Origin of the sequence: Arthrobacter methylotrophus (assembly GCF_039539965.1) — a bacterium.
Classification (GTDB): domain Bacteria; phylum Actinomycetota; class Actinomycetes; order Actinomycetales; family Micrococcaceae; genus Arthrobacter; species Arthrobacter methylotrophus.
Genome location: NZ_BAABED010000001.1, coordinates 4,021,621 through 4,047,551 on the forward strand (window position 1 = coordinate 4,021,621; position 25,931 = coordinate 4,047,551).

A 25,931-nucleotide genomic window follows, 5' to 3' on the forward strand; every position below is an offset into this window, starting at 1 on the left:
TAGCTCGCAGTTGTTGTCGTTTTGAGCCTTCATAACGACAACAACTGCGAGCTACTTGGGTGTGCGGCGGCGGGACTCGTGTGCGACGGCGGGACGCACCTAGCGTTGCCGGGCTACCCAGCGCACCGAGAGAGTGGTGCAGACGCAAAACGCAGCGACCGAAGCAAGGATGACCAGGAGTGGCACGGTCCAGCCGCCGGAAATGCCGTGTACATAGCCCACGATGGTGGGAGCAAGGGCGGCAAAGCAATAGCCAACGCCTTGCACGATGGCGGACATCCGGCCCGCCGAAGCTTGGTCGCGGGCGAACCTGATGATGGCGATGAAGATGACGGTGATGCCGCCGCCCTGGGCCACGCCACCTAGGGAAGACCACAGCCACCACCAGTCCGGGATCAGCAGTAAGCCCAAAGGCACAGTGAGCCAAAGCCCGCTCAAGGTGACCGCCACCGCCGTCGTGCTGGTGAACCGGGCAAGCAGCGGCACGCCGAGGCCGCCCATGATCGCGAAGATCTGGAAGAGCGATGACCCGGCCCCGGCCTGTGCGGTGCCCATGTGCAGCTCGTCGGACAAGAAACTGGGCAACCACGCCGTCACGCCGTAATAAGAGAAGGCCTGGCCGGCGAAGCCGAGGGTCAGGCCGACGGTCAGCCAGCCCACGCCGGAGGCGTTGCCGGCTCGCGACCCGTCGGCGGCCCGAACAGGAGCCGGAACGAAGGCCCTCCGGGCACCCACTGCGGGGATCCAGAACAGGATGGCTGCCAAGGCCAGGATGGCACTTGCCGCGAGGGCAAGCCGCCAGCCCACAAGTTCGGCGAGCGGGGCGGTGGCCACCGATGTCAGGAAAGACCCGATGTTCAGCGCCGCCGTGTACACGCCCATCGCGGTTGCCTGGCGCCGGGGCGCGAAGTCCCGGCGGATGATGAGCGGCACTGCGATATTGCCGATGGTGATGGCAAGGCCAATGAGGGCCGTTCCCACTATGACGGGACCACCACCGCCGCTGGAGCGAATCACGACGCCGGCGAGCACGCCCAGGAGCGTGAGCATCACCGCGAATTCGGCGCCGAACCTCCGCCCGGCCATGGAAGCCAATGGTGCCGCAAGCGAGAAGCAGAGCACGGGAATGCTCGTCAGGAGCCCAAGTTCCACAGGCGAGAATCCAAGGTCCCGCTTCAGGGAATCCACCACGGGTGCCACCGCGACGAAGGGTCCGCGCATGTTGAGGGCGATGAGGCCGATGCATGCGAGGATCAGCCAGCCTCGTGGGACTTTGGCGAGGAATTGACCGGTCATGGGATGCTCTGAAGGGTGGGGAAAGTAGCCATTAGCTTCATTGCTATCACGGCAGGCCGCTCCGGAAGGCCAAAAGACGCAGCTCAGCCCGTCGCTTGGAGCGTGGCTTCAATCACGGCCGGGGACAAAACGTGTTGCGTGACCATCTGGCTCGCGCCGAGAATTGCGGCCTGGTCCCCCGCCATCGAGATGCCGATGCGCAGATGCGATGTAGCCAGGGGCAGCGAGCGTCGATAGACCACTTCGCGGATGCCGGCCACGAGGTGTTCACCGGCCTCACCCACGCTGCCACCGATCACGATCATGGAGGGGTTGAGCAGGTTCACCACGGTTGCGAGGACATCGCCGACGTCGCGTCCGGCTTGCCGGAGTGCCTGGATGGCTTGGAGGTTTCCCTCGGCGACGAGCCGCAGCACGTCGCCGCCATTGCTCGCCTCTAGTCCTTGGGCCTGTAGTTGGCGGGCGACGGCGGGCCCGGAGGCGAGCGCTTCGAGGCAGCCATAGTTCCCGCATCGGCAGAGGACGTCGTCGCCTCGGGGAACCCTGACGTGGCCGAGGTCCCCGGCGGTGCCGTTGGCGCCTCGTTGCAGCTCGCCGCTGCTGATGATGCCTGCGCCGATGCCGGTGGCGATTTTGATGAAGAGCAAGTTGTCGTGGTCCGGCCAATACGCTGTACGTTCGCCCAGGGCCATGATGTTGACGTCGTTGTCCACCAGGACGGGGACTGGCAGCGAGCGCTGCATGTAGCGGACGACGTCGAATCCGTCCCAGCCGGGCATGATGGGCGGTTTGACCGGCCTGCCGGTGTCGTGTTCCACGGGGCCGGGCAGTCCGATACCGATCCCGGCAAGGTCCTCGAGGGCGCGGCCTGTTTCGGTGAGGAGCTCCCGCCCTTCCTTCACTACCCTGCCGAGCACCGCATCCGGACCGTCGGCGACTTGCTGCGCCAGGCGGCGCTCGGCCAGGATCGTTCCTCCGAGGTCGGTGACCGCTACGATCACGTGCGTCGCTCCGACGTCGACCGCCAGGACAACGCGGGCTGCCGGGTTGAAGGCAAAGCGCGACGGCGGCCTGCCGCCGCTGGAGCTCGCCTCGCCGGCCGGGCCCACGAGTCCGGAGTTCATGAGTGCGTCAATGCGGGAGGCGACGGTGGACCGGGCCAGTCCCGTGGTGATGGCGAGTTCGGCCCGGGTACGTGCGTGGCCGTCGCGAAGAAGCTGAAACAGATCTCCTGCGCGCGAAAGGCTCCCGGCGTCCTGTACGGAGCCGTCCTTGCCAGGGGCTTTTTCGGGTGCTGAGGTCATGCATCAGTGATAGCACGATTGCTTATGCGTGTCACGCAGCAAAAGATTGACGAATGTTTTTCAACTTTTGCTTGCTCATCGACAAAAGTCGGTTTAGGTTGTTCCTAGTTAGTTGTGAGAAGGGTCACGTAGCCTCCCGGCCGCGGTGAACCTCAGAGTCTCCTTTTACGAAGAGGTAACTGATCTTGTCCAGCCACTCACAAGCAGCCCCGTTAGGATCACTGCAGCCCCTCGGCGTCGGGATCCTTGGCGCGGGCCCGGTCACCCAGGCTATCCACTTGCCATCCCTCGCCCGGCTCCGGAACATCCTGGAAGTCCGCCACATCATGGACGTCGACGCCGCAGTCGCCGAATCCGTCGCAGCACGCGTCGGCGCCAACCACAGCACCAGCATGGACGCGCTCCTGGGCGATCCCGACGTCGACATCGTTGCGATCTGCAGCCCCCACCAGTTCCACGCCGACCAGGTCATCGCCGCATGCCGTGCAGGGAAGAAGGGGGTCCTCTGCGAAAAGCCCTTCGCCATGAACGGCGAAGAAGCAGCCCGGATTTCAGCGGTCAGCGAAGAAACCGGCGTGCCGATCATCGTAGGCGCCATGCACACTTTCGATCCGGGTTGGCTCGCGGCCGAGGCCAACTGGGGCGATCTTCCGCAGAACGTCCACACCATCCGCTCCTCGATCGTCCTCCCGCCCAATTCCCGCTTCGAAGACTTCGCCACCGAAATCATCACCCGGCCTGCCGGGGGCGTCCCCGACTACCGCGACGTCGAATTCATCAAGAACGCACTCCGCGGCGGAATCATGGGACTCGCCATCCACGACCTGCCGCTCGTCAGGCGATTCACCCCGGATTTCGAAGACCTCGAAGTGCTGCAGGCACGCCATGTGCGGCCCTTCGGCTACGTGATCTCCCTTCGTTCCGGAAAACAGGGTGCCCGTGAGCGGATCATCGAATTGCGCGCAGTCATGAACACGACGTGGAAGCCGGAATGGACCTTCGAAGCGATCTCGGACGATGCTGCCCTCCGCGTGGATTTCACTCCTTCCTACGTCCAGGCGGGATCCGCGGTGGCCACCATCACCCGCGGCACGGGCACGCGCAATGCCACGAGCATCACCTACGGGCCGTACGAGCACAACGGATATGAGGGCGAATGGCGCGAACTCGCCCAGCTGGCCCGCGGAACCAAGCAACCGCCGTCCGCCGAAAGCCTTATCAACGACCTCACCTTCGCGATCGCCATCGCCGACGCCACAGTGGATGAGGCGGCAGCCGAGCATTCCGAACACACCAACAGCCATGCAGGAGCCCGCTCATGAGCACCCAGTACACGGTCACCGCGACCCCGCGGGCCGAAGAGAGCGGCGCCGTGGCACTCGCCGTCGCTTCGCTGCCGGCGAGCTTCGGACCCGCCAGTGAGGCGACGCCCACTCCACAGATTTCCGCCATCGAGGGCGCCCCGGGCTGGACCAACGAGGCAATCAAAGCGATCGACGGCGGAGCGCTGGGCATCGTCGTGGTCAATCCCGTCCCGGAACGCACCGCGGCCCTGCTCGACGCCGCTGAAACCGCCGGCGTCGTGGTTGTCCTGGACCAGCGCTGGGCAGCCAACCCGGCGCTGGTCCCGGCCGAAGACGCTGTTCGCTCGGTCGCCGGGCGCGCGGCCATGCTGGATACCGTCGCGACTGCCCCGGTAGGCAGCGATCCGGCCCGGCTGCTGACCGAGCATCTCGCCGCCGTCGTACGCGTCACCGGTCAGTTGAACGCGCTTCGCGTCCTGCGCCGCGGCACGCACGGCTACACGATGTCCGGCCGGCTCGCGAACGGTGCCCCGGTTTCGTTCCAGGGCCTGCTGAGCAACGCCCGTCCCGCCGGCGTCGAGGTCCGTCTCTATACCGACGACGGCGGGGTCAGCATCGCAGTCCCCGAACCGCTTGCCGCGTGGCCGGCGGAAGTCCGGGCTACCGGACCTCAAGGCGAAATCCTTTTGCCCACGCTGTACGAATCCGCACATCGCGCTACATGGCGTCGGCTCAAGGAGCACCTCGACGCCGAAACCTTTCCCTCCGACCTGGCTGGCTTTGCACGGCTGACGGAATCCATCGCACACCTGTCCTGAACCCAAGCCCTCAGACACGCAAGCAGCACCACCGAGCAAACAGAGCAAATCTGAGCACCAAAAGCAATCATTCGCCTTCTCGACGACGAGCCAGACCGCACCAAACGCGAAGACCACGCAGCGGTCCCGAAAGGAATCACCATGAATGTTAAGTCCGAAGCCAGCCGCAATTTCTCCCGCAGGGGCTTCCTCGGCCTCACGGCGGCAGCAGCGGCTGTCCCTCTGCTCGCAGCGTGCGGAGGCGGCTCCAGCTCAAGCTCCGCTGGCGGCGCCATCAAGTTCTGGGATATGCCGTGGGCCACACCGGCATATAACGAGGCCGCGAAGAAGATCACCGAGGGCTTCTCCGGAGCCAACAGCCAGGCCAGCTACCAGACCATCCAGTGGAACAACTTCTACCAGACGTTCTCCTCGGCCATCGCGTCCAAAACCGGCCCCGCGGTGTCCACCGGTGGCGGCTTCCAGGCGTTCCAGTTCGACCAGCAGGGCCAGATCGCCTACGCGGACAAGGTGGTCGAAGCGCTCAAGAAGAACGGCCAGTTCGACGACTTCCTGCCGGGCGTGCTGGAGCCGTTCAAGTCCGACAAAGGCTACGTCGCCGTTCCGTGGCAACTGGACATGCGCCCGCTGTGGTACCGCAAGTCCCTCTTCGACCAGGCCGGGGTTGCCGTCCCGACCGACTGGCCCAGCCTGCTCGACGCCGGCAAGAAGCTCAAGGGCATCGGTGCAGTCGGGTTCGCTACGGGCTCCGGCGCCGGCAACAACATCGGCAACCACTTGATGATCATGATGATGATCAACAACGGTGGCGGCGTCTTCACCAAGGACGGCCAGCTGGACGTCATGAACGACCGCAATGTCGAAGCCATCGAGTTCCTGCTCGAGCTCGTCTCCAACGGCGTCATCGACCCCGCCGCGGTCAGCTACACCACCGACAACCTCGATGCCCAGTGGAAGAACAAGAAGGCGGCCTTCGGCATGTATGTGCTCGGCGTGCCGCAGCGCGTAGGCGACACCTCGGGAGACCTCCTGGTGGCCAGCCCGATGGCCGGTCCGCACGGCGACAAGGCCACACTGGTGTTCCCGAACAACATCATGATGTACAAGAACACTCCCTCCCAGGATGCCTCGGAGGCCTTCCTGGTCTACTACATGGGCCAGCTCAAGCAACTGTGGCAGCAGAAGCTCATGAACGCGCTCCCGGTCTTCAAATCCATCACCGAGCTTCCCGAGTTTGCCAGCGATCCCAACAACGTCAAGATCGTCAAGGAGTACCAGCCGATCGCGAAGACCTTCGCCGCGCAGGGAACCTCCCTCAACGCCAACCTCGCAGTCCTCGACGGCGGCCAGGCGCTCAACCAGTTCACCCAGACCATCCTCACGGGCAAGACCGACGCCAAGTCGGCACTCACGGCCTTCCAGACCGGCCTCCAGTCTGTCCTCAAGAAGTAAAGCGGCCCCTGCCATGTCATCAACCACTACACAATCGGGCCTGGCCCGGGCCCGCCGGGGCGTTGCCCCCGGTGGGTCCGGGGGCGGGAACGTGAACCGCAAGAGCAAACTGTCGGGCCAGACCCGCCGGACTTTTTTCTGGCTTCTGTTGCCTTCCATCGTCCTGCTCATCCTGATCAACGGCTACCCGCTGATCTACGCCGGCGTCCAGGCGACCCACGACGGCTCCTTGATCGACACCGGCAACTTCGTCGGCGTCGACAACTTCGCCACCGTCCTCTCCTCGCCCGCTTTCTGGAAGGCCGCCCAGTTCACCCTGTGGTTCACCATTGTCGGTGTCTTTGGTTCCTGGCTGGTGGGCTTGGGCCTGGCGTTGCTCTTGCGCACCAAAATCCCCGCGGGCGGCACCTTCAAGGTCCTGCTCCTTCTGCCCTGGGTAGTGCCGATCGTGGTGTCCTCGACGGCCTGGAACTGGCTCGTCGCCACCCCGGACAGCCTCATCCCTTCCATCTTCCGCAACCTCGGATTAGGCACCCCGCTGTTCCTGGCCGACCCGCACCTCGCGGCCGTCATGGTCATGGTCTTCAAGGTCTGGGTCAGCTTCCCGTTCATGATGATGATGATCTCCGCCGCGTTGGCCTCCGTGGACACCACCGTCTACGAGGCAGCCAGCATGGACGGCGCCAGCAAGTGGCAGCAGTTCACCCAGATCACGCTGCCGATGATCGCCCGCTCCACCTACATCAGCTGGATCCTGATGACGATCTTCTGCGTCAACGACTTCCCCACCATCTACCTCCTCACCGGCGGCGGACCGGTCGACGCCACCACCTCCCTCGTGGTCCTGGCCTACCGCAGCGTCTTCCAGGACTTCCAGACCGGACCCGGCGTCGCCATCGCCTTCCTCATGACCCTCACCCTCGTGGTCGTGTCGGTCCTCCTGTACCGCCAGATCCGAAAGTCGAGCGTCGAATAATGAGCGCAGTACTCCACGCCCAACCCGAATCAGGACCCGCCCTCGGCGTCGCGGGAGCCGAAAAGACCCGCCGCGTCCTCTCCGAAGCAGTCATGCAAGGACGCTGGTGGCGCTTCGCCCTGATCCTCGTCATCACCGCGATCGTCCTCGTCCCCATCATGGTCACGGTAATCCTGGCCCTGACCCCGGGCCCGAACAGCACCGCGACCGGGCTGACCCTGGAAAACATCACCGGCGTCTTCTCCAAAACCCTCGCCGGCACCTGGCTGAGCAACAGCCTCATCACCACGCTGTCCACCGTGATCGTCGCCGTCGCCGTCGCGGCACCTGCCGGCTACGTCCTCTCCCGCGGCCGCTCCAAAGCCGTCTCGGGCTATTCCCTGCTGCTGTTCGTCATGCAGTCGCTGCCGATCATTACCTCTGTGGTGCCGCTGTTCATCCTCTTCGCCGGCATGGGACTCGTGGACAACCTCCTCGGCCTCATCATCATCTACGTCGGCTCGACAATGACCGTCGCCACGTGGATGATGGCGGCATACTTCGATTCCATCCCGATCAGCCTCGAGGAGGCCTCGTGGATCGACGGTTGCTCCGTGTTCGGATCCTTCACCAAAGTGGTGCTGCGCAACTCCCTGCCCGGCATCCTGTCCACCGCGATCTTCGCCTTCCTCCTGGCCTGGAACGACTACCTGGTCGCGATCGTGTTCCTGCGTTCCAACGAGATCTTCACCCTCCCGGTGGGCGTGCAGTCCTTCTTCCAGCAAAACCTCACCGATTGGTCAGGCGTCATGGCCCTCGCCGTCGTCATGATGCTCCCGCCCATCATCGTCTTCGCCACCCTGAACAAATACTTCAGCGTCGGCGGCATCGGCGGATCCCTCGCCGGCCGCTAGCGGCTGCCATATGCCTCGCATCGCACGCACCTGACATTTCATGCAATTGACAACGCAAAGGAAAACCATGTCTTACTCCATCCAGCTGTACACCCTGCGCAACGCCATGCAGGAAGACCTGCCGGGCACCATTAAGAAGGTTGCCGAGATCGGTTACACGCAGGTCGAACCCTACAATTTCGTGGCCACGGCGAAGGAACTGGGCGCTGCTTTGAAGGAGAACGGGCTGACCGCCCCTTCCGGCCACGCTCCGCTGCTGAGCCAGGACCAGGATGAGATCTTCGCCGCCGCCAAGGAACTAGGAATCGCCACCGTCATCGATCCGTACCTGCCTGCCGAGCACTGGCAGAACGCCGAGGACATCCAGGCCACCGCGGCCAAACTCAACGCCGCAGCCAAGAAAGGCGCCGACTACGGCATCCGCGTCGGCTACCACAACCATGCCTGGGAACTCGAGTCCAGCATCGAGGGCCAGACCGCCCTGGAGTACTTCGAAAGCCTCCTCGACCCGGAACTGGTCCTGGAAGTCGACACTTACTGGGCATCGGTCGGCGGCCAGAACCCCGTCGAGTTGCTTGCCCGCCTGGGTGACCGCGTGAAGTTCATCCACATCAAGGACGGCCCCGGCACCACCGACACGAAAGCCCAGCTGCCGGCGGGCAAGGGCACCATCCCGGTGCTCGACGTCGTTGCTGCCGCGAAGTCCCTGGAGGTGGGCGTCGTGGAATTCGACGACTACGCCGGAGACATCTTCGAAGGCATTGCCGAAAGCCTCGCCTTCCTGCGGGACTCCGCTGCAACAGCAGGAGCACAGGACGTGAACGCATGAGCGCCGCAACGCAGCAGAGCACACCTTCCACCCCGTCTTCCCTGCGTTTTCCCTCCGGGGGGCCCGTGGGCGTCGCCGTCATCGGCGCCGGGAACATCAGCAAGGCCTACCTGGACAACCTGACGGTCTTCCCGGACCTGAAAGTCCACGTCATCGCCGACCTCTTCGAGGAAGCCGCGGAAGCGCGGGCCAAGGAATACGGAATCCCCGAGTGGGGCGGCGTGGACGCGGCACTGAACCACCCCGACGTCGAAATCATCGTCAACCTGACCATCCCGGCGGCGCACGTCGAGGTGGCCACAGCGGCCGTGGCTGCCGGCAAGCACGTCTGGACCGAGAAGCCGTTCTCCCTGGACCGCGAATCCGGTTTGGCCCTGCTGAAGACGGCCGACGCCGCGGGCATCCGCCTCGGCTGCGCACCGGACACCTTCCTGGGCGCCGGCCTGCAAACGGCCCGCCGCATCATCGAACGCGGCGACATCGGAACCCCGCTGACCGCCCTGACCATGTTCCAGACCCCCGGTCCGGAGTCCTGGCACCCGAACCCGGCATTCCTGTTCCAGCAGGGCGCAGGTCCACTCTTCGACATGGGTCCGTACTACATCACCGCACTGGTCCAGACCTTCGGTTCGGTCCGCCAGGTGGCCGCCGTCGGCTCCAAAGCCAAGGAAGTCCGCGTTGTCGGTTCCGGGCCCAAGGCCGGCGAGGAATTCGCCGTCGAGGTCCCCACGCATGTGAGCGCAATGCTCCAGTTCGAAGGGGGCGCCTCCTCGCACAGCGTCTTCAGCTTCGAATCGCCCCGCTTGCGGATGGGCTTCGTGGAAATCACCGGAACCGAGGGCACCCTCGAACTCCCGGACCCGAACTTCTTCGACGGCGACATCAAGCTGTGGCGCGCGGGAGCCGAAGAAGCTGAAACCATTCCCGCCACGGGCCCTGCCAACGGCCGTGGCATGGGCGTGCTGGACATGGCCCGTTCACTCCGCGCCGGTGTTCCGCACCGCGCCCAAGGAGCCCTCGCCTACCACGTGGTCGATACCTTGGTCTCCATTTCCGAGTCCGCCGAAACAGGCACCTTTGTAGGCGTCGACAGCTCCGCCGTGACCTCTCAGGCCCTCCCCGAGGACTGGGACCCGATGGCCGCCACCCTCTAGGAATCACTCATGACTAGCTCCGCCCCTACCCCCACCAGCCCTGAAACCAGCCACCCGCAGGGTACCAGCGTCGGTAAAACGACCCTCGGTGTCGCCGCGATCGGCTACGCGTTCATGGGCAAGGCCCATTCGAACGCGTGGCGGAATGTGGCCAGCTTTTTCGACGTCCCGGCTTTCGAACAGAAAGTGCTCGTGGGCCGGGACCCGGAACAAGTTGCCGAGGCCGCGGCGAAGTACGGGTGGAGCGAGTCCGCCACGGACTGGCGCTCGGTCCTGGAACGCGATGACATCCACATCGTGGACATCTGCGCCCCGGGCTGGATGCACGCCGAAATCGCCATCGCGGCGCTGGAGGCGGGCAAGCACGTCCTGGTCGAAAAGCCCCTCGCCAACACCCTCGCCGAGGCCGAGTCCATGACGGATGCCGCGCGGGCCGCCCGCGCGCGCGGCATCCAGTCCATGGTCGGCTTCAACTACCGCCGGGTACCGGCCCTCGCCCTGGCCCGGGAGCTCATTGCGGAGGGCAGGCTGGGCACGATCCGGCACGTCCGCGCCGCGTATTTGCAGGACTGGCTCGTGGATACCGACTCTCCGATGACCTGGCGGCTCAACAAGGAAACCGCCGGATCCGGCGCGTTGGGCGACATCGCCTCCCACGCGATCGACCAGGTCCTCTTCCTGCTCGGCGACACGGTCACCGAAGTCTCCGGCCGGCTGCACACTTTCGTGAACAGCCGCCCCGGTGCGGACGGTCCGGAACAAGTAACGGTCGACGACGCTGCCTGGGCCACGTTCACCCTCGCCTCCGGGGCAGTCGCGTCCGTGGAAGTCTCCCGCATGGCCACGGGCCGGAAGAATTCACTCACCATGGAAATCTACGGCGACAAGGGCTCGCTCCTGTTCGACCTGGAATCCATCAACGAGCTCGGCTTCCTCGACGCCACGCTTCCTCTCCGGGAGCAGGGCTTCCGCCGGATCCTGGTCAACGAAGCGGAGCACCCGTATATGGGTGCTTGGTGGCCGCAGGGCCACGTGATTGGCTGGGAACACACCTTCACCCACGAAATCCGCGACTTCCTGGCCGCCATCGACGCCGGGACGCCGCCGTCTCCGTCCTTCGAGGACGGGCTCGCTGTCCAATACATCCTGGCCGCTATCGAAGAATCCGCCGACGCCAAGAGCGCCATCATCCAGCTCGCCGGTCACTAAGCATTCCATTTACTGAGCACGGCCTTTCAGATTTCCTTCCCCGAAACTTTGCAAGGAGAACCAATGTCCCGCCCCTACACCCTGTTCACCGGCCAGTGGGCCGATCTGCCCTTCGAGGAAGTCGCCCGCCTCGCCTCCGGATGGGGCTACGACGGCCTGGAAATCGCCGTCTCCGGAGACCACCTGGACGCCTGGCGCTGGGACGAACCCGGCTACGTCGAGTCCAAACTCGCGGTGTTGGAGAAGTACAACCTCAAGGTCTGGGCCATCTCCAACCACCTCAAGGGCCAGGCCGTGTGCGATGACCCCATCGACTTCCGGCACGAGGCCATCGTCGGTTCCAAGGTCTGGGGCGATGGCGAACCCGAAGGCGTGCGGCAGCGCGCCGCCGAGGAAATGAAACACACCGCCCGCCTCGCCCGCGCTTTAGGTGTGGGTACCGTCGTCGGGTTCACCGGGTCCTCCATCTGGCAATACCTCGCCATGTTCCCGCCCGTCCCCGAAAAAGTCATCGACGCCGGCTACCAGGACTTCGCCGACCGCTGGAACCCCATCCTTGACGTCTTCGACGAATGCGGCGTCCGTTTCGCCCACGAAGTCCACCCCTCCGAAATCGCCTACGACTACTGGACCACCGTCCGGACCCTGGAAGCCATCGGCCACCGGGAAGCGTTCGGGCTGAACTGGGACCCCTCGCACTTCATGTGGCAAGGCATCGACCCCGTCTCCTTCATCTGGGACTTCAAGGACCGGATCTACCACGTGGACTGCAAAGACACCAAGCTCCGCCCCACCGGCCGCAACACGGTCCTCGGCTCCCACCTGCCATGGGGCGACCCCCGCCGCGGCTGGGACTTCGTCTCCGCCGGACGCGGCGACGTCCCCTGGGAATCCTCCTTCCGGGCCCTCACCGCGATCGGCTACAACGGCCCGATCTCCGTGGAATGGGAAGACGCCGGCATGGACCGCCTCCACGGCGCCCCCGAAGCCCTCGCCGCCCTCAAAAAATACGACTTCCCCGCCTCGAACACCTCCTTCGACGCCGCCTTCAGCCAGGACTAAGCCCCCTCCAAGTAGCGCGAACTGGCAGCAGATGACCCCAAAATCCGATGTTGCGGGCATCTGCTGCCAACTCGCGCCAAAGACGAAAGGACATCCGCATGCCCGGGAGCACAGAACCCAATGACGAAGCATTCGTTCCGCTGTTCGACGGCGTCAGCTTGGCCGGGTGGCATGCCGCACCTCGCGTCTGTGGTTCGGTATACCCGGGTGGCCCGAGCGTCCTGGAGCACTTTGATAGCTTGGGGATTCAGCGTCCCGTGGAGCCGGAAAAGCACCCTGCCCGCTGGAAAGTCGAGGACGGTGTCCTGATCGGCGAGCAGGACACCCCTGGGAGCGGCTACGGCGGCTACCTCGTCAGCGATCAAGCGTTCGGGGACTTCGAATTGAAACTCGAGATGCGCCCCGATTGGCCAGCTGACACCGGTGTGATGCTCCGGCGTCAACGCGACAGCTGGGAAGGATTCCAGGTCCTCGTGGACCACCGGCCATCCGGCGGCATCGGGGGCTTCTTCGGCAACGGGCTCGCGAGTTTCTCGGCAGTTCCCTTCGCGATCGACGTCGTCCGCGACGACGCCGGACGGCCCGCCGGCCTCGTCGCCGACGACCCGGCCACCTCGGTGGAACCAGTGACGCAAGAGAAGCGTTCCCGCCTCAGCTATGCCGCCGACGTCGACGACTTCCTCAACGTGTGGCGCTGGGACGACTGGAATGAACTCCGGGTCCGCTGCGTCGGCGCCATGCCGGTCATCACCACCTGGATCAACGGCCTCAAGATCGCGGAACTCGATACCGCCACGCTGGAATCCCCGAACTACGATCCTGATGCCATCTACAAAGTGCTCGGCGACCGGGGGCATATCGCCCTCGAAGTTCACGACAACGACGCCATGTTCGGCGAAGCCCGCTGGGGCGTCGGAGCGCAATGCCGGTGGCGGAACATCCGGATCAAGGAGCTATCAACGAACTCCGGGGCATCGCAGTGATACGCACACTCCAGCCGGGTCAACGTTGCGAGGTGTGGATCGCTTCTGCGAGCACCGGGGCTTCCGAACTGGCTTTCACCACGGACAAGCTGCTGCTGGAAGCTCCCAACTGGGCTCCGGACGGTGCGGCGCTGATCCTCAACGGGGATGGTGTGCTGTGGCGGCTCGAACTTTCCGGAGGAACGATCGAAAAGCTGGCAATCACCGGTATCCCGGACCTCAACAACGACCACGTCCTCGCGCCCGACGGCTCCGCCATCTACCTCTCGGCGAATGACGGCCACATCTACCGCGCGGCCGTCGACGGCGGAGAAGCCGAGCGGCTTACCGTAGAGGACAGGTCCGTCCATTTCCTCCACGGCGTCAGCCCCGATGGACGGACACTCGCCTACGTGGGGATAGAAGCCGGCGACTTCACCCAGCCGGGCAGGCTCATGACGATTCCGGCCAGCGGCGGTCCGTCCACGCTCGTGGACACAGGCCCTGGCCACTGCGATGGACCCGAGTTTTCTCCAGACGGCGAGTGGCTGTACTTCAATACCGAGGCCTTTACGGACCTGCCAGGCCACGCTCAACTCGCCAGGGTGCGGGCTGGCAATGGCAGCACAGCGGAACGCCTGCTCCGGAGCGACACCGTCGACTGGTTCCCGCACCTCTCTCCCGACGGGCGCCTCGCCAGCTACATCCGTTTCCCCGGCGGAACGGCGGGCCACCCCGCAGACTTGCCGGTCGACGTCGTGCTTGTCTCAACAGATGACTGGGCGACGCCCCTCCACGTGTGGCCGCTCTTTGGCGGCCAGGGAACGCTCAACGTCAATAGCTGGTCTCCCGACTCCGAGCGCTTCGCGTTTATTGCGTACCCGGAAAGCTGACGGCGAGAAGAAAGGTGGACGGCCGCATGACCGACATTCCCACTGTTGAAACTGTTGAAACTGCTGCACCACTTGAACGCCAGGAAGAGGAACTGCTTTTCACCTCTTTCGACCACGCAGACGCATGGAAGCTCGGCTCCCGGCTCACCGAGATGGCGCAGGTTGCCGGTCACTCGATCGGCATCGACATCCGACGCCCCGGGCTCATCCTTTTCCGCGCCGCTCTGCCCGGCATCACACCAGACCAGGAATCCTGGATCGCGCGGAAGTCCGCACTCGTGCTGCGAATGGAAGCGAGCAGCGCGCTTGTGGAGGCCCGGCTCGCCTCTGCCGGAATAGATGCGGTCGCCGCAGGGTGGCTGGGCACCGACTATGCGGTGACCGGAGGCTCGTTTCCGGTGCGGGTCCGTGGCGTTGGCGTCGTCGCGGCCGTCACGGCGTCGGGACTTTCGTCGCAGGAGGACCACGACCTCATCGTCGAAGGGATCCGCCAACATCTCGCAGCCAAAATGGACCCGCGATGCGCAAACGGCTCGCCGACGCTGGGATTCCCGTAGCGCCTGCCCGTTTCTGCATCGCATACCATTTAGCGTGTCGTGGATGCCGTGCTGTGACCAGTCCAACAGGCCAGTTCGGGAATGACGCGCCTGAATTTCGGGTTGTCGCCATCATGAAGATTGAGATCTGGTCGGACGTCGCTTGCCCGTGGTGCTACATCGGAAAGCGCCGGTTCGAAAAGGCCTTGGGCGAATTCCCACACCGCGACTCGGTAGAGATCCAGTGGCGCAGCTACCAGTTGGACCCGAGCCTCCCTGAACACTACGACGGCACCGAGCTCGATTACCTGAGCAAGCGCAAGGGCATGAACCCGGCGCAGGTCAGTCAGATGTTCGAGCATGTGGCATTGCAGGCAAAGGGCGAGGGCCTGAACTACCGCTTCGACGACGTCGTGGTGGCCAACAGCTTCACGGCGCACCGCCTCATCCACCTCGCGGCCGCCCACGGTCAGCAGGACCAAGCCAAAGAACAGCTCCTGAGCGGCCATTTTGAACACGGCGAGGACATCGGAAGCCAGGAATACTTGACCAAGCTCGGCCGCGATTTGGGCCTGCCGGAAGCGGAAATCGCCGAATTGTTCAGCACCGACAAGTACGCCGAGGAAGTCCGCGGCGACATCGCCGAAGCCCGGATGATCGGCGTCACCGGTGTGCCGTTCTTCGTCATCGACCGCAAGTACGGACTCTCCGGCGCGCAGCCGTCCGAGGTCTTCAGGCAGGCCCTCACACAGGCGTGGCAGGAAGCCAATCCGCTAGTCGCCGTCGGCAGCCCCGACGCCGAAGCCTGCGGTCCCGACGGCTGCGCGATCTAGCGTCTTTCGATAGCGCCCCTCCGCGAACTGGCAGCAGGTGACCCCAAAACTGCGGCAAAGGTCATCTGCCGCCAGTTCGCGCCATGCACTCACGGCTTTGCTGACAGATCGCTGTAAAGTGTCTATATGCCTAGGATTACGGCCGCCAGCAACGCGGCGCAGCGCGCTGAAACCCGACGCCGGATCCTGACCGCTTTCGGTGAGCTGCTCTTCACCCACGGCCTGCCCGGACTGACCATGACCGATGTCGCTCGGCATGCGGGCGTCGGCCGGACCGCGGTGTACAACTACTACGCCGACATGGAACAACTCCTGATCGCCTATGCCTTGGACGAAACTGAACGCTTCCTCGGCGACCTGCGCGAATCCCTCGATGCCCTGCCGAATCCCGTGGACCGCCTGGCTCTATATGTACGTGCCCAGGTCGAGGATCTGAGCCGCCGTCATCTTCCTCCAGGTCCTGCGATGGCGGCCGTCCTGTCCCCTGCTTCCTTCGCGCAATTGGCGGACCACGTCGGCGAACTCAACGTGTTGCTCCAGGACATTCTGCGCGACGGCATAGCGGCGGGCTACCTACCGCCCACCGACGTGGAGCAGCTCGCCAGGCTCATCCACGGAACGCTCTCCTCCAGTGCGGCCCGCGGCAATGCGGCGAGCGGGTCGGAGCCGGAAGAACTGGAGAAGCGCTTGCTTCAGACCGTTCGGTTCGTCCAGTTGGGCGCGGGAGCAAGGTTCGACGACGGCGGTCGGCCCGCGCGCTTGGCGTGACACTGCCACTGGGCTAGCAATGCCACTGGGCTAGCACCGTCACCGAGGCTAGGGCGTGGGCGGCGGGAGCACCGGCAGCTTCGAATTGTCCGCAATCCGCTGGTCTTGGCGAGGACAACTGAGCTTTCCCGGGGTGTTGTCTACCAGTTCCGCCGGCACCAGCGCCGAGAAACCGGGAGCGAGGATGATATCCACGGAGGCATCCGCCCGTTGGTCCTGGAAGAAGTCGGTGTTCGGAACGTTTCTTTGGATGTTGAACGCTGCCGCTTCGCCGCTGGATCCCGAAACAACCATGGCCGAGCCCGAGTAGCTGGTGGTGGAGTTGTCGACGCTGCCCACGATGTATCCCCGGGCTTTCAGCTGGTCCGCCACGTTCTTGGCCAGACCAGACCTCCCGGCTGCGTTGTAGACATTGACCTTGATCTTATTGTTGGGCGTGTAGTCAAAAACGGCTGTCGGGCACACGGCCGCCGGTGCACTGCTCGCAACGGCGGAGGGGAAGCGGATCACGCCGTTCATGACTGCCCAGGCGCCCACAAGACCTGCAACGATCAGCCCGATGAGCAGCGCGAGAACGATCCCATGCAAGAGGCGGCGGCTGAACCACCCGGGATGGCTCTCAGGTCCGGGAGAATCCACAAAGGTCGCCCGGAGTTCCGGCCCAGTAACAACACGATGCCCATGCAGAATCGTCGGGTCTTTCTGACGATTCGGCTGGTTCCGGCGCTTCCTCGGATTCGCGTTATCGGGCACAGCCACCTGCTCTTCGGGGATTGTCTCGTTAACCATCTATCACAAGCACCCGCGCATGGATGGCCGTGCGCTGGTGGAGCGCGGTACGGACTGCACGGTGGAGCCCGTCTTCGAGGTACAACAAGCCCTGATACTGCACCACATGCGGGAAGAGATCTCCGAAGAAGGTTGAGTCCTCGGCCAACAGCGCTTCCAGGTCAAGGGTGCGTTTGGTGGTGACAAGTTCATCGAGCCGAACAGGACGCGGTGGCAGTGCGGCCCAGTCCTTGGGCGTGGAATAACCATGGTCAGGGTACGGGCGTCCCTCGCCCACAGCTTTGAAGATCACTGTGCAAGCCTAAAGAAGTAAGCCGTCCAAGGGAACTTGTGAGAAGTCGGGCATCAAGGTTGTGGCCAAAAGGTAACCGTTTGAAGGGTGGACGGCATACACCGAACTACGCACTTCCACGATTGCGGCCGTCGCCGGTTTCGAGTCGGAACGCTCTTGCCGGGAACGTAAGAAGGCTCCTCAATCAGCCAGGAGTGGAAGGACGAGACCCTTTCGGTCATTGACCTCTCCGCGTTGCCACGTCGTGAGGACTGTTAGACGCAGGCCTTGGTCAGTAGTGCATCAAGCATCATGAAGAACAAGCCACGGTGATCGGCCGCCTTCGGGTCGGTCATGTATTGAATGGACGCTCCGTCGTAGATCATCAGGAAAGACCTCACGAGCGCAGGGATGGCAATACGGCAGTGGTCGCCATTGTTTTGTGCCGCAGCGGAGAATATGTTTCCCAGTTCAACTTCGTAGGCCGGATAAATCTTCGCGGCCAGCGGGCTCACCGGGGCATTACGTGCTGCCCACAGAATGAGTTCGATCTCAGCAAGGAGGCTGGCGGGCTCTTCTTCCAGTGCGCGCCAGTAGCCTTCGGCTACTTGTTCCACGGCCTTACGAAGACCTAGGTGGACCGGGACCTCGCCGGAAAAACTGCTGAGGTTCTTCAGCCAAGCCTCGGCGGCCGCCTCCATAAGCTCTTCTTTACCGCTGAAACAGTAGTGAACGGCGGCCAAGGGAGCATTGGCCTCTTTGGCGACGGCCCGGATGGTCACGGACTGAACGCCCTCACGCCTCATTAGTTCCACCGTCGCTGAAATCAATTGTTCTTTTCGATCTTTCGCGGCTACCCGCATAGCTCACTCCCCAGTCTCCGATTTCAGTCCGTCTGAACACGTCCTAAGACTATTGCTTGGAGAGTGAAAGGTCCCACCTTTGTCTTGAACGACCGACCTGAATTTCTGTTCGGTCTTGGGTGGATAGCGCTATATGTAAGCACTCAAGGTGGTTGCCAGGCTGGGTCCTGTCATGGCCGGGACACCCTTCTTGTAGACGGAAGCGTCCAGAGGGAGACTGATCCGCTCTCACTAGCGGAGGGTTGTACAGTCTGGAGTGCACAAGCGGGTGATCGGAACCTCTCCAGATCACTTCCCTGCCCATGTTCTTAGGGACCGGATAGCCGCGTACTTGGTCAGCTTGCCGCGAGGGTGTTGGTGTCGATGTCCTGAGACGTGCCGTGCAGGTACCGTTCGAGGGAGTCATCCATGGCGTTGAGCCAGCGGGTGTGGTGTTTGACTGCCATGGTGCCGGTGACCACGGAGCGGTGGATCATGCCGCGGTATCCCGGGATGCCGCCGCGGCATGTGGTGTATCCAGTCCTTGAATAGCTGTGAAACAGTAATCGGTGGCGTCAATGAGTTCGCGCAGGTAGTCCGTCTGGAAGTCAACAGAAGAACTGGCACACCGTCCGTCAGACCGTCGGCAATCACCGCTGCGACACCGCCGCCGAGCTGGAACTGTTGAACCGGATCTTGGCGCTTCAGCGGCTGTTGACGAATCATTTCGAGCCACGGCAGAAGCTCCTGGCGAAGGTCCGGGCCGGAGCGAAGATCAGCAAAACATACCACCGGCCCGCGACTCCGTTCCAACGCGTTCTGGCCGACACCGGCACCGTCTCCCGGGACGTTAAGACGCGGCTACGGCGGGAAAACAAGCCCCTGAACTCGGCCGCCATCCCACGTCAGATCCAGGCACTTAGCGCCGAACTCCTAACACTGACCACCACGAACAGGGCACCAAACCCCAGCCCGCCATCCGGGCAAAACCAAATGATTCCCCGGGGCGTTCAAGAAGACTTTTTCTCAGAAGGGCGGGGTGAGAAATTATGGCAGACCATTGACTTAGACGCTCGTCCCTGTCACAGTGGACAACACCGTGATTCAGATCACCATTACGCGATCTGACCCGGATTTATCGAAACATCCCACACTGCAAATAGCGCGCTTAGGGATATGTCGCGCATAAGAAAGGGTCTAAAGCAATGGGCGCGACCACACCTCAGTTCCTGACACCCACAACAGGGGAAAAGATCGAATTCTGGTCAATGAGGCCCATGAAGCCCATGAAGGACGAATGGCAACGATTGCTCTGCAGATTCATCAACGCCGATCCTGTGGGCAGCTGGGATGACTTCATATTGTCGGAGTGGGAACTGAGGTCCTGCGGTTGGGAAGATTTCCACCCCCACACCGAGACGAACTTCCTGATGGAGGGCGAACTCCACATCGAGAGCGAAGGCAAGACGGTCATCCTGAAGCCCGGAGATTCAGCCCGCGTAAACCCGGGACAACTCGGCAAATACTGGGCGCCTGTCTACGCTCGAATGTTCACTATCTATGGCCCCAACCCCGAAGGTCTGGAATCACACTCCTTCCGATACTTCGAAATCTAACCGAGTTACGGCCTCACCACAGGCCCTGTACGGTCTCCTCAAGTTAAGGCCCAGGGGTCACCTGCCCCAACGCCTCGCCTGTAATCGGAGGACAAACGTCCCGCTACATGTTCGGGCTAATCTCGCGCAACGGCTAACCCGCCCCGCTGAGCGTTTGAATGTGGCAAACCACCATCCGCACCACTCGCGTCTATATCCCGGACGTAAATCCGGAACGCCAGACATCTTTGGTCACTGAGTGGTGTCTGGCAATGGCAAGGTGCCGTCTCACCGCTGCCCGCACAATTGTTTGTGTTTATCACTGCCATTCAAAGGAGAATCTTATGAGTGAAAACAGTTTGAGCGCTGTCGATGACCTGAAAAGGTCGATTGACTGGAAGCAGGGTTTGTCCATTTCACTGGGCGTGCCTTTGCTGATACTACCGTCCTTGGGATATATCCCGCTGTATTTGTCAGCCGCAGCAATTCTTATCTGGGGGCTGTCGGTGGTTCAGGGTTTCTTCCAAAACACGGCGTACGCCGAAATGGCCACCACGTTCCCCAAAGCCTCTGGCCTACCGGGCTATGCACAGCACATATTCCGCACCGAAAACTACAAGGGCAAGTACGACAAAGGCAAGCTGATCGGAGGCTTCAGCGCATGGAGCTACTGGTTCGCTTGGAACCCCGTGCTGGCGATCTTCGCCATTCTGGTTGGCGGCTACCTCCATGGGCTGTTCCCGGTGCTCGCCGAGACATTCACCGAATATCAGCTTTCGTTGCTTTCAGGTCTGGTAATTTTCGCGGGACTATTCGTGGTCAACTGGTTCGGCCTTAAGGACGGCGCCATCCTGGGTTACATCCTGGCGGCTGTTTCCCTGATACCGCTGATTGTCCTGGCTGTGGCACCTTTTGCCACAGGGCACGTTGACCTGGCCAACATCACTGGCAACTGGTTGCCGGCCGACTGGACATGGGACATGCACCACGTCCTCATTCTCTTTGGCATCTTCGCGATCGCACAATGGAGTGCCTGTGGATGGGAAACGGCAGCCATCTACGGCCCGGAATACAAAAATCCGGCCAAAGATGTTCCCAAGGCGCTTTATGCTTGCGGCATCATCTGCTTCTTCTCGTACGTTCTGGTCCAAACAGCCGTTATCGGCGTCCTGGGCGTTGACGGTGTCAAGGCCGAGCCTGTCTCACCCCTGATTCCGGTCGCCCGGGCTGTCTTCGGCCAAGCCGGTTCCATCGTCACAATCATCGTGCTGATCGCCGCCATGGTCCTGATCATCCAGACGGCCTATCTTGGTTCCTCCCGTGCCATGCACTCCATGTCGGCGGAAGGCAACCTCCCCAAGGTCTTCGGCAAAACGAACGGCCACGGAACTCCGTTCGTTGCCTTGCTTGTCACCGCAGCATTCAACATGGTCCTGATTTCGCTTGGATCCCTCGCGGCAATTCTTGCGGCCGCTGCGATCGGCTACACCTGCGCCAACGGCATCAGCCTGTTCGCCTACGTCAGGGCCAGGAAGCACCCCGCCTTCGCTCAACTGGAACGGCCTTTCAAAGCACCCAAGGGCTGGAAACACGTCGCCATGCTCTTTGGGCTGTTCAACCTGCCCCTGTGCCTGATTGGGGTGGTCTACCTGAACAGCCTGGAGATCGGCTGGACCTCAACCTGGCTCGGCTTTATCGTGCTGGCACTCTACATTCCGATCTGGTTCTACTCCCAACGTGAATCCAGGCGCGCGAATCATGAACCAGCCGCCGCTGTCCCCTTTCTAGCCCGCGATCCCGATGAGGACGCCGCTGCCCTGGAAGAGCTTCCGACTGGCAGGTGACACGGGATAACACCTGAATACGGGCCCCATGGCAGGGACCGAACTCAAACTCAGCACCGCAACGACCATCGTTGTTTCAGCATCGTTTCAGCATCAACTCCTCGGGATGAATCCGGTCGCCGCTGTCACCAATTCAGGACCCTCGGTCCGCGCCAGCTCCGAACCGAGCTGGCGCGGACCGGTGACACCTCCCTAACTACGCAGGCGGGAACCCATGAGCGAGTTTTATTCGCGGGGCACTCGAGCAGAAAATCACTGTTGGAACAGGCACACAACGACGGGCAGCCAACGTCTGGCACCCAGCAGGCGCGGCAGGAAAAGTCCCCACGGCAACCGGATCCCCGCGTGGATGTATGGCAGGCAGAGAAAGGAAAACAGATGTTCCCGACCGCCGAGAAGAGGCTGGTGGGCGGTTGCGGAAAATTCGCTGTTTGCTTGCGCTCTAACTCCCCGCGGCCGCGGGCCCTCGCTGCGCGAAAGCCCCGGTCTGACGTTTCCTTTGTTGCCGCATTCGCATCCGGTCAGGGGGTCGGGTTCGTTGGCGGAGTCGGTGATCCGGCGGTGCGCGATGCGTCCGATGGAGGTCTCGCAGGCGTTCTCGGGGGCGCCGTTCGGCCACCAGGCCACGATGGGTGCGTCGGGCAGGAGCAGGGCCGCGACGAGGGATTCGCTTTCCTTGGCGAGTTCCCCGTAGCCGCGCAGCACGATGACTTCCGAGGCCCCGGCGTCCCCGCCGACCCGGATCTGGGCGTCCAGGCGGGTCGGTGCCTGGGCGCCGGCGTCCGCGAGGACGATGATGCGGCAGGGGTGTTCGCGGCTGGCGTCGTTGGCTGCCTCGATGGCTTCTTCTTCCAGCCCGGATGTGGTCACGACCACCAGGGTCAGGACGCGTCCGAGGGCGATCACGCCTCCTTGCTCGCGCAGGGAGGTGATCTTCTTGGAGATCTTGGAGGTGGTGGTGTCCGGCAGGTCTACGATCATGGCCTTCTCCAGGTTCGTCCGTCGCGGGCAAGCAGCTCATCGGCCGAGGCCGGGCCCCAGCTGCCGGGAGCGTAGGGCTCGGGCTGTTCCTCCAGGGACGCCCAGTAGTCCTCGAACGGGTCAAGGATCTTCCAGGACTCCTCGACTTCGGCGTGCCGCGGGAACAGCGGGGGTTCGCCCAGCAGCACGTCCAGGATGAGCCGTTCGTACGCTTCGGGACTGGACTCGGTGAAGGAGTGCCCGTAGCCGAAGTCCATGGTCACGTCGCGGACTTCCATCTGCGTGCCCGGGACCTTGACCACCTCATCAAACGGCGTCCGGGGTTACGCTTTGACGTTCGCCCTGACCTCGTTGGCGAAGTCCTCGCTACTCCAGTCGCGCCGGCCAAAGCCGACCAACGCGAAACTCGGCGGCAACAGCCCCCGGTTGGCGAGGTCGTACACTGCGGGCAGGAGTTTCTTACGGGCAAGATCACCGGTGACCCCGAAGAGCACCAGCGATGACGGCCCGGCAATGCGGTTCAGACGGCGGTCACGCGGATCCCGGAGGGGATTGCGGCGGGTAGCCTTTCCGGTGGACCTGTAACCGATTTCAGTTTCTGGCATGTTTGGGTTTGTGCCTTAGCTTTCGAGCGGGCTGGTCTGGCCGGCAAGCGCAGCGATGATGTCCTGGAGCTGGGCGACCCCGGCTCCGCGATCTGTGAGGTGTAGGCGCAGGACCGGGCGGCCGTGGTTTTCCAGGACCTGGGCATCGCCGGCGGCCTGGGCCGTGATGAGCTGGCCGAAAGTGAATGGCCGTTCCGGGATGGCGATGTCGCCGTTCGCGGAAGCCGTTACCTGCAGGAATGAACCGATGGCGGGCCCGCCCTTGTGGAACTGTCCGGTGGAGTGCAGGAAGCGCGGACCCCAGCCGAAGGTGACCGGGCGGCCGCTGAGGCGGGCGAGTTCGTCACGGACACCCTCGAACCCGGCGTACGCGATCCGGTCGAAGTAGGCCTGGACGCTGAGGTAACTGTCGTCGTCGAGCGTTCCCAAGAGGGCTCCGACGGCTTCCTCTGCGGTGGCTGCACCACGGAGCCAGTCACCGCCGCGTACTTCGATCGCGCCGTCGGTGAACGCGGCGGGGGTGGGTTCGGGACGGGCGTCCAGCAGGCCGCGCGCGGCGATCTTGGCCGCCTCGACGTCGGGCTGGTCGAAGGGGTTGATGCCCAGCAGGCGCCCTGCGACCGAGGTGGCGAATTCCCAGAGGAACATCTGCGTGGCCAGGCCACCGGCGATCGCCGCTTCGTTCTCACCGAGTTCGACGTCGGAGTCCGCACCGACCAGGCGGATCACCAGGACGTCGTCCGCGCCGCTGCTGACCTCGGGGGCGGAAGGACCGGCAACGACCGGCAGCACGCCCGTGCCGAGCTTGCCGGTGGACTCGGCGATGAGTTGTTCGGCCCAGTCCGCGAAACCGACAATGCCGGAGCCGTCTTCGACGATGAGGATCTTGTTGCGCAGCGGGGTGGTGCCGCCCAGGGCAGCGCCGAGCCGGAGCCCGATGTTTTCGGGGGAGTCCTCGTTCAGGATCTCCGCTGCTTCCTCGGCCTCGTCCAGGAATGCCTGGATATCGACTCCGGCGAGGCCGCTGGGGACCAGCCCGAAAGCCGTGAGCGCCGAGAACCGGCCGCCGACGTTCGGGTCCGCGTTGAAGACGGCCCGGTAGCCGGCTTCCCGGGAGGCCTTGTCCAACGGGGACCCCGGATCGGTCACGATGATGATGCGGCTCTTGGCATCGATGCCGGCCAAGGTGAAGGCCTGCTCGAACACCCGTCGCTGCGAGTCGGTTTCCACGGTAGAGCCGGACTTGGACGAGACCACGATAGCGGTCTGGGCCAGGCGGTCCGTCAGGGCGGCACCGAGCTGTTCGGGGTCGGTGCTGTCCAGCACGGTCAGCTCGACGCCGGCGGTGCCGGCAATGACCTCCGGAGCAAGCGAAGAACCGCCCATGCCACACAGGACAATGCGGGAGACACCTTCTGCCCTGAGGGCATCCCGGAGTTCCAGGATTCCTTCGACCAAGGACCGGGAAACGGTCGCCGCGTCCACCCATCCAAGACGGACGGCGGACTCGGACTCCGCATCGGGACCCCACAACGTGTGGTCCTTCGCGAAAATCCTGGTGGCAATCCGGTCTTCAACAAGGGCCGGGACGTGCTGCTCGATGGCCTGCTGCGCAGCACCGCTGGCGTCGTAACTGAGAGTGCTCATGTGGGTTAGGAAGCCTTCCGTGCAGAGGCAAGGGCACCTTCGACGTCGGCCAGGAGTTCCTTCCAGCTGGCCACGAACTTCTCCAGGCCCTCGGACTCCAGCTGGGCGACGGTCCGGCCGCTCAGGTAGATGTGGCGTGCCAGGGTAACTACCTGCTGTTCGTCGATTTTGGCCGTCGTGGCCGCGATCTCGTCCCTGACGAGGGACAAGTTGCGCACAATTTCTTTTGCGTGCCGTCCACCACAGTCCTCGCGATTGCTGTCAGATTCACGGTTATTCCCCTTTCATTTTGCAATGCTCCGTGGGCCTGGTGCGGACTCGAATGATCCGGTCACGTGGCTCCAAGGCTGACATGAACACTTGTTCCAGTCAATGGTTCATAAATACGGCAGCCGTCTTTATCGACCCCAAGGCGTACATTTTGGGCGGAATATTCATGTGGAACGGTTGACTTATACATCTGTTCATGTGAAAGTTTGTGGAACGCGCTTCCGTGACCGGCATCACAACGCCAGTAGGACTCAGGGCAGAGCTCGACTGGTCCCTTTGGAAACAGGGAATGCCGGATTCGCAGATCCCCTTTCCCGGAATCCAACCGGGGCTGTGGATCTCAGCGCAGTTCCATCACCCAACCCAAGACGAACAGTTCTAACGAACCATGCACGTCACTATTCATGGAGGAGAAACAAATGGAAACCGTTGTAGGAACACTGAGTAAGGCCGGATCCATCCACAAGGTAGTTGGCGGTTATTTGGGCCTGCCGCCGATGAACGAGCCAGGGACCGTCGCTGCCATCGGCGACTCCCTCCACAACCCCGAAGGCTCGGTCATGTGCGCCGGATTCTTCGAGCTGAAGGCTTCCGAGCCGCTGGTGTACACGTACACCTACGATGAAATGAAGGTCGTCATCAAGGGCGAATTCATCCTCACCGACGAAACCACAGGCGAAGTCACGCACGCAAAGGAGCGCGACGTCCTGTTCTTCCCGAAGGGAACCACAGTCAAGTTCGAGACCCCCGAGTACGGCTTGGGGTTCTTCACCGGCGACCGCACCTTCGCCCCGTAAG

At 63.2% G+C, this 25,931-nt stretch carries 29 protein-coding genes and 2 pseudogenes; 20 read left to right on the forward strand and 11 right to left on the reverse strand.

What is annotated here, in order from left to right:
- Positions 1 to 99 precede the first annotated feature (99 nt).
- Together ABD884_RS20725 and ABD884_RS20730 are read right to left on the reverse strand one after the other, a co-directional pair.
- Positions 100 to 1,296 (reverse strand): MFS transporter, encoded by a 1,197-nt coding sequence (locus tag ABD884_RS20725; RefSeq protein WP_345051154.1) that lies wholly within the window; start codon positions 1,294 to 1,296, stop codon positions 100 to 102.
- 83 nt (positions 1,297 to 1,379) lie between these two features.
- Positions 1,380 to 2,600, reverse strand: a complete 1,221-nt coding sequence (locus ABD884_RS20730; RefSeq protein ID WP_345051159.1) for an ROK family transcriptional regulator — start codon at positions 2,598 to 2,600, stop codon at positions 1,380 to 1,382.
- A gap of 185 nt (positions 2,601 to 2,785) precedes the next feature.
- Here ABD884_RS20730 and ABD884_RS20735 point away from each other — a divergent pair, with 185 nt between their 5' ends.
- From ABD884_RS20735 to ABD884_RS20800, 14 genes are all read left to right on the forward strand, one after another.
- Positions 2,786 to 3,922 carry a Gfo/Idh/MocA family protein gene (locus ABD884_RS20735; protein ID WP_345051164.1) on the forward strand — a complete coding sequence of 379 codons (1,137 nt, stop codon included), beginning with the start codon at positions 2,786 to 2,788 and terminating at the stop codon, positions 3,920 to 3,922.
- A complete protein-coding gene (locus ABD884_RS20740) occupies positions 3,919 to 4,722 on the forward strand; it encodes a hypothetical protein (RefSeq protein ID WP_345051168.1) in 804 nt (267 codons plus the stop codon). The genes ABD884_RS20735 and ABD884_RS20740 overlap by 4 nt, the downstream gene beginning before the upstream one ends.
- Positions 4,723 to 4,863: 141 nt before the next feature.
- Positions 4,864 to 6,174, forward strand: a complete 1,311-nt coding sequence (locus tag ABD884_RS20745; protein WP_345051172.1) for an ABC transporter substrate-binding protein — start codon at positions 4,864 to 4,866, stop codon at positions 6,172 to 6,174.
- A 13-nt stretch (positions 6,175 to 6,187) separates the two neighbouring features.
- Positions 6,188 to 7,150, forward strand: coding sequence for a carbohydrate ABC transporter permease (locus ABD884_RS20750; RefSeq protein ID WP_345051177.1), 963 nt, complete (start codon positions 6,188 to 6,190; stop codon positions 7,148 to 7,150).
- The gene (locus ABD884_RS20755) at positions 7,150 to 8,043 is read left to right on the forward strand and encodes a carbohydrate ABC transporter permease (RefSeq protein ID WP_345051181.1); all 894 of its coding nucleotides are present in this window, start codon (positions 7,150 to 7,152) and stop codon (positions 8,041 to 8,043) included. Before ABD884_RS20750 ends, ABD884_RS20755 begins: the two co-directional genes overlap by 1 nt.
- A 67-nt stretch (positions 8,044 to 8,110) precedes the next feature.
- Positions 8,111 to 8,872 carry a sugar phosphate isomerase/epimerase family protein gene (locus ABD884_RS20760; RefSeq protein ID WP_345051184.1) on the forward strand — a complete coding sequence of 254 codons (762 nt, stop codon included), beginning with the start codon at positions 8,111 to 8,113 and terminating at the stop codon, positions 8,870 to 8,872.
- Complete coding sequence (locus ABD884_RS20765) at positions 8,869 to 10,026, forward strand: Gfo/Idh/MocA family protein (protein ID WP_345051189.1); 1,158 nt, start codon at positions 8,869 to 8,871, stop codon at positions 10,024 to 10,026. Before ABD884_RS20760 ends, ABD884_RS20765 begins: the two co-directional genes overlap by 4 nt.
- 9 nt (positions 10,027 to 10,035) lie before the next feature.
- A complete protein-coding gene (locus ABD884_RS20770; RefSeq protein WP_345051192.1) occupies positions 10,036 to 11,235 on the forward strand; it encodes a Gfo/Idh/MocA family protein in 1,200 nt (399 codons plus the stop codon).
- A gap of 63 nt (positions 11,236 to 11,298) precedes the next feature.
- A complete protein-coding gene (locus tag ABD884_RS20775; RefSeq protein WP_345051198.1) occupies positions 11,299 to 12,297 on the forward strand; it encodes a sugar phosphate isomerase/epimerase family protein in 999 nt (332 codons plus the stop codon).
- Between the two features lie 98 nt (positions 12,298 to 12,395).
- Positions 12,396 to 13,280, forward strand: coding sequence for a 3-keto-disaccharide hydrolase (locus tag ABD884_RS20780; protein ID WP_345051201.1), 885 nt, complete (start codon positions 12,396 to 12,398; stop codon positions 13,278 to 13,280).
- Positions 13,277 to 14,152, forward strand: coding sequence for a TolB family protein (locus ABD884_RS20785; RefSeq protein WP_376954856.1), 876 nt, complete (start codon positions 13,277 to 13,279; stop codon positions 14,150 to 14,152). Before ABD884_RS20780 ends, ABD884_RS20785 begins: the two co-directional genes overlap by 4 nt.
- 26 nt (positions 14,153 to 14,178) lie before the next feature.
- Positions 14,179 to 14,709 (forward strand): heme-degrading domain-containing protein, encoded by a 531-nt coding sequence (locus tag ABD884_RS20790; protein WP_345051210.1) that lies wholly within the window; start codon positions 14,179 to 14,181, stop codon positions 14,707 to 14,709.
- Positions 14,710 to 14,822: 113 nt separating this feature from the next.
- Positions 14,823 to 15,521: a DsbA family oxidoreductase gene (locus tag ABD884_RS20795; RefSeq protein ID WP_345055120.1), complete on the forward strand. Its 699-nt coding sequence runs from the start codon at positions 14,823 to 14,825 to the stop codon at positions 15,519 to 15,521.
- Between the two features lie 126 nt (positions 15,522 to 15,647).
- Complete coding sequence (locus ABD884_RS20800; protein ID WP_345051217.1) at positions 15,648 to 16,289, forward strand: TetR/AcrR family transcriptional regulator; 642 nt, start codon at positions 15,648 to 15,650, stop codon at positions 16,287 to 16,289.
- A gap of 48 nt (positions 16,290 to 16,337) precedes the next feature.
- Here the strand turns inward: ABD884_RS20800 and ABD884_RS20805 are convergent, their stop codons facing one another.
- The 4 genes from ABD884_RS20805 to ABD884_RS20820 all read right to left on the reverse strand — a co-directional run bounded on the left by ABD884_RS20805 (position 16,338) and on the right by ABD884_RS20820 (position 18,688).
- Positions 16,338 to 17,078 carry a LytR C-terminal domain-containing protein gene (locus ABD884_RS20805; RefSeq protein ID WP_345051222.1) on the reverse strand — a complete coding sequence of 247 codons (741 nt, stop codon included), beginning with the start codon at positions 17,076 to 17,078 and terminating at the stop codon, positions 16,338 to 16,340.
- Positions 17,071 to 17,370, reverse strand: coding sequence for a type II toxin-antitoxin system VapB family antitoxin (locus tag ABD884_RS20810; protein WP_028265753.1), 300 nt, complete (start codon positions 17,368 to 17,370; stop codon positions 17,071 to 17,073). Before ABD884_RS20810 ends, ABD884_RS20805 begins: the two co-directional genes overlap by 8 nt.
- 254 nt (positions 17,371 to 17,624) lie before the next feature.
- A complete protein-coding gene (locus ABD884_RS20815; RefSeq protein ID WP_345051228.1) occupies positions 17,625 to 18,212 on the reverse strand; it encodes a TetR/AcrR family transcriptional regulator in 588 nt (195 codons plus the stop codon).
- 335 nt (positions 18,213 to 18,547) lie between these two features.
- On the reverse strand, positions 18,548 to 18,688 hold the full coding sequence (locus ABD884_RS20820) for a hypothetical protein (RefSeq protein WP_345051231.1): 141 nt from the start codon (positions 18,686 to 18,688) through the stop codon (positions 18,548 to 18,550).
- Between the two features lie 187 nt (positions 18,689 to 18,875).
- Here ABD884_RS20820 and ABD884_RS20825 point away from each other — a divergent pair, with 187 nt between their 5' ends.
- From ABD884_RS20825 to ABD884_RS20840, 4 genes are all read left to right on the forward strand, one after another.
- Entirely contained in the window at positions 18,876 to 19,319 is a 444-nt protein-coding gene (locus ABD884_RS20825; protein WP_345055345.1) for a hypothetical protein, read from the forward strand.
- A 77-nt stretch (positions 19,320 to 19,396) separates the two neighbouring features.
- Entirely contained in the window at positions 19,397 to 19,807 is a 411-nt protein-coding gene (locus tag ABD884_RS20830) for a cupin domain-containing protein (RefSeq protein WP_345051234.1), read from the forward strand.
- Positions 19,808 to 20,130: 323 nt separating this feature from the next.
- A complete protein-coding gene (locus tag ABD884_RS20835) occupies positions 20,131 to 21,630 on the forward strand; it encodes an APC family permease (RefSeq protein ID WP_345051237.1) in 1,500 nt (499 codons plus the stop codon).
- A 28-nt stretch (positions 21,631 to 21,658) separates the two neighbouring features.
- Entirely contained in the window at positions 21,659 to 21,826 is a 168-nt protein-coding gene (locus tag ABD884_RS20840) for a hypothetical protein (RefSeq protein ID WP_345051240.1), read from the forward strand.
- Between the two features lie 314 nt (positions 21,827 to 22,140).
- Here ABD884_RS20840 and ABD884_RS20845 read toward each other — a convergent pair.
- From ABD884_RS20845 to ABD884_RS20860, 5 genes and pseudogenes are all read right to left on the reverse strand, one after another.
- Positions 22,141 to 22,611: pseudogene (locus ABD884_RS20845) on the reverse strand (glucose-6-phosphate dehydrogenase assembly protein OpcA); the annotation flags it as partial.
- Positions 22,608 to 22,907, reverse strand: a pseudogene (locus tag ABD884_RS26255) (glucose-6-phosphate dehydrogenase); the annotation flags it as partial. The pseudogenes ABD884_RS26255 and ABD884_RS20845, both read right to left, overlap by 4 nt.
- A 27-nt stretch (positions 22,908 to 22,934) precedes the next feature.
- A complete protein-coding gene (locus ABD884_RS26260) occupies positions 22,935 to 23,216 on the reverse strand; it encodes a hypothetical protein (RefSeq protein ID WP_425548300.1) in 282 nt (93 codons plus the stop codon).
- 15 nt (positions 23,217 to 23,231) lie between these two features.
- Positions 23,232 to 24,863, reverse strand: a complete 1,632-nt coding sequence (locus tag ABD884_RS20855) for a glucose-6-phosphate isomerase (RefSeq protein ID WP_345051245.1) — start codon at positions 24,861 to 24,863, stop codon at positions 23,232 to 23,234.
- A 5-nt stretch (positions 24,864 to 24,868) separates the two neighbouring features.
- Complete coding sequence (locus ABD884_RS20860) at positions 24,869 to 25,081, reverse strand: hypothetical protein (RefSeq protein WP_345051248.1); 213 nt, start codon at positions 25,079 to 25,081, stop codon at positions 24,869 to 24,871.
- Positions 25,082 to 25,356: 275 nt separating this feature from the next.
- Here ABD884_RS20860 and ABD884_RS20865 point away from each other — a divergent pair, with 275 nt between their 5' ends.
- Entirely contained in the window at positions 25,357 to 25,515 is a 159-nt protein-coding gene (locus tag ABD884_RS20865) for a hypothetical protein (protein WP_345051250.1), read from the forward strand.
- A gap of 37 nt (positions 25,516 to 25,552) precedes the next feature.
- The gene (locus tag ABD884_RS20870) at positions 25,553 to 25,930 is read left to right on the forward strand and encodes a cupin domain-containing protein (protein ID WP_051422984.1); all 378 of its coding nucleotides are present in this window, start codon (positions 25,553 to 25,555) and stop codon (positions 25,928 to 25,930) included.
- Position 25,931 lies beyond the last annotated feature (1 nt).

What these genes read in the sequence shown, in the direction of transcription:
- ABD884_RS20795 (WP_345055120.1), top strand. Translation starts at nt 14,823, where the DNA reads ATGAAGATTGAGATCTGGTCGGACGTCGCTTGCCCGTGGTGCTACATC.
- ABD884_RS20820 (WP_345051231.1), bottom strand. Translation starts at nt 18,688, where the DNA reads ATGATCCACCGCTCCGTGGTCACCGGCACCATGGCAGTCAAACACCAC.
- ABD884_RS20835 (WP_345051237.1), top strand. Translation starts at nt 20,131, where the DNA reads ATGAGTGAAAACAGTTTGAGCGCTGTCGATGACCTGAAAAGGTCGATT.
- ABD884_RS20770 (WP_345051192.1), top strand. Translation starts at nt 10,036, where the DNA reads ATGACTAGCTCCGCCCCTACCCCCACCAGCCCTGAAACCAGCCACCCG.
- ABD884_RS20750 (WP_345051177.1), top strand. Translation starts at nt 6,188, where the DNA reads ATGTCATCAACCACTACACAATCGGGCCTGGCCCGGGCCCGCCGGGGC.
- ABD884_RS20840 (WP_345051240.1), top strand. Translation starts at nt 21,659, where the DNA reads ATGGCAGGGACCGAACTCAAACTCAGCACCGCAACGACCATCGTTGTT.
- ABD884_RS20830 (WP_345051234.1), top strand. Translation starts at nt 19,397, where the DNA reads ATGGGCGCGACCACACCTCAGTTCCTGACACCCACAACAGGGGAAAAG.
- ABD884_RS20815 (WP_345051228.1), bottom strand. Translation starts at nt 18,212, where the DNA reads ATGCGGGTAGCCGCGAAAGATCGAAAAGAACAATTGATTTCAGCGACG.
- ABD884_RS20775 (WP_345051198.1), top strand. Translation starts at nt 11,299, where the DNA reads ATGTCCCGCCCCTACACCCTGTTCACCGGCCAGTGGGCCGATCTGCCC.
- ABD884_RS20745 (WP_345051172.1), top strand. Translation starts at nt 4,864, where the DNA reads ATGAATGTTAAGTCCGAAGCCAGCCGCAATTTCTCCCGCAGGGGCTTC.
- ABD884_RS20800 (WP_345051217.1), top strand. Translation starts at nt 15,648, where the DNA reads ATGCCTAGGATTACGGCCGCCAGCAACGCGGCGCAGCGCGCTGAAACC.
- ABD884_RS20780 (WP_345051201.1), top strand. Translation starts at nt 12,396, where the DNA reads ATGCCCGGGAGCACAGAACCCAATGACGAAGCATTCGTTCCGCTGTTC.
- ABD884_RS20755 (WP_345051181.1), top strand. Translation starts at nt 7,150, where the DNA reads ATGAGCGCAGTACTCCACGCCCAACCCGAATCAGGACCCGCCCTCGGC.
- ABD884_RS20790 (WP_345051210.1), top strand. Translation starts at nt 14,179, where the DNA reads ATGACCGACATTCCCACTGTTGAAACTGTTGAAACTGCTGCACCACTT.
- ABD884_RS20740 (WP_345051168.1), top strand. Translation starts at nt 3,919, where the DNA reads ATGAGCACCCAGTACACGGTCACCGCGACCCCGCGGGCCGAAGAGAGC.
- ABD884_RS20855 (WP_345051245.1), bottom strand. Translation starts at nt 24,863, where the DNA reads ATGAGCACTCTCAGTTACGACGCCAGCGGTGCTGCGCAGCAGGCCATC.
- ABD884_RS20725 (WP_345051154.1), bottom strand. Translation starts at nt 1,296, where the DNA reads ATGACCGGTCAATTCCTCGCCAAAGTCCCACGAGGCTGGCTGATCCTC.
- ABD884_RS20760 (WP_345051184.1), top strand. Translation starts at nt 8,111, where the DNA reads ATGTCTTACTCCATCCAGCTGTACACCCTGCGCAACGCCATGCAGGAA.
- ABD884_RS20765 (WP_345051189.1), top strand. Translation starts at nt 8,869, where the DNA reads ATGAGCGCCGCAACGCAGCAGAGCACACCTTCCACCCCGTCTTCCCTG.
- ABD884_RS20805 (WP_345051222.1), bottom strand. Translation starts at nt 17,078, where the DNA reads ATGGTTAACGAGACAATCCCCGAAGAGCAGGTGGCTGTGCCCGATAAC.
- ABD884_RS26260 (WP_425548300.1), bottom strand. Translation starts at nt 23,216, where the DNA reads ATGCCAGAAACTGAAATCGGTTACAGGTCCACCGGAAAGGCTACCCGC.
- ABD884_RS20870 (WP_051422984.1), top strand. Translation starts at nt 25,553, where the DNA reads ATGGAAACCGTTGTAGGAACACTGAGTAAGGCCGGATCCATCCACAAG.
- ABD884_RS20730 (WP_345051159.1), bottom strand. Translation starts at nt 2,600, where the DNA reads ATGACCTCAGCACCCGAAAAAGCCCCTGGCAAGGACGGCTCCGTACAG.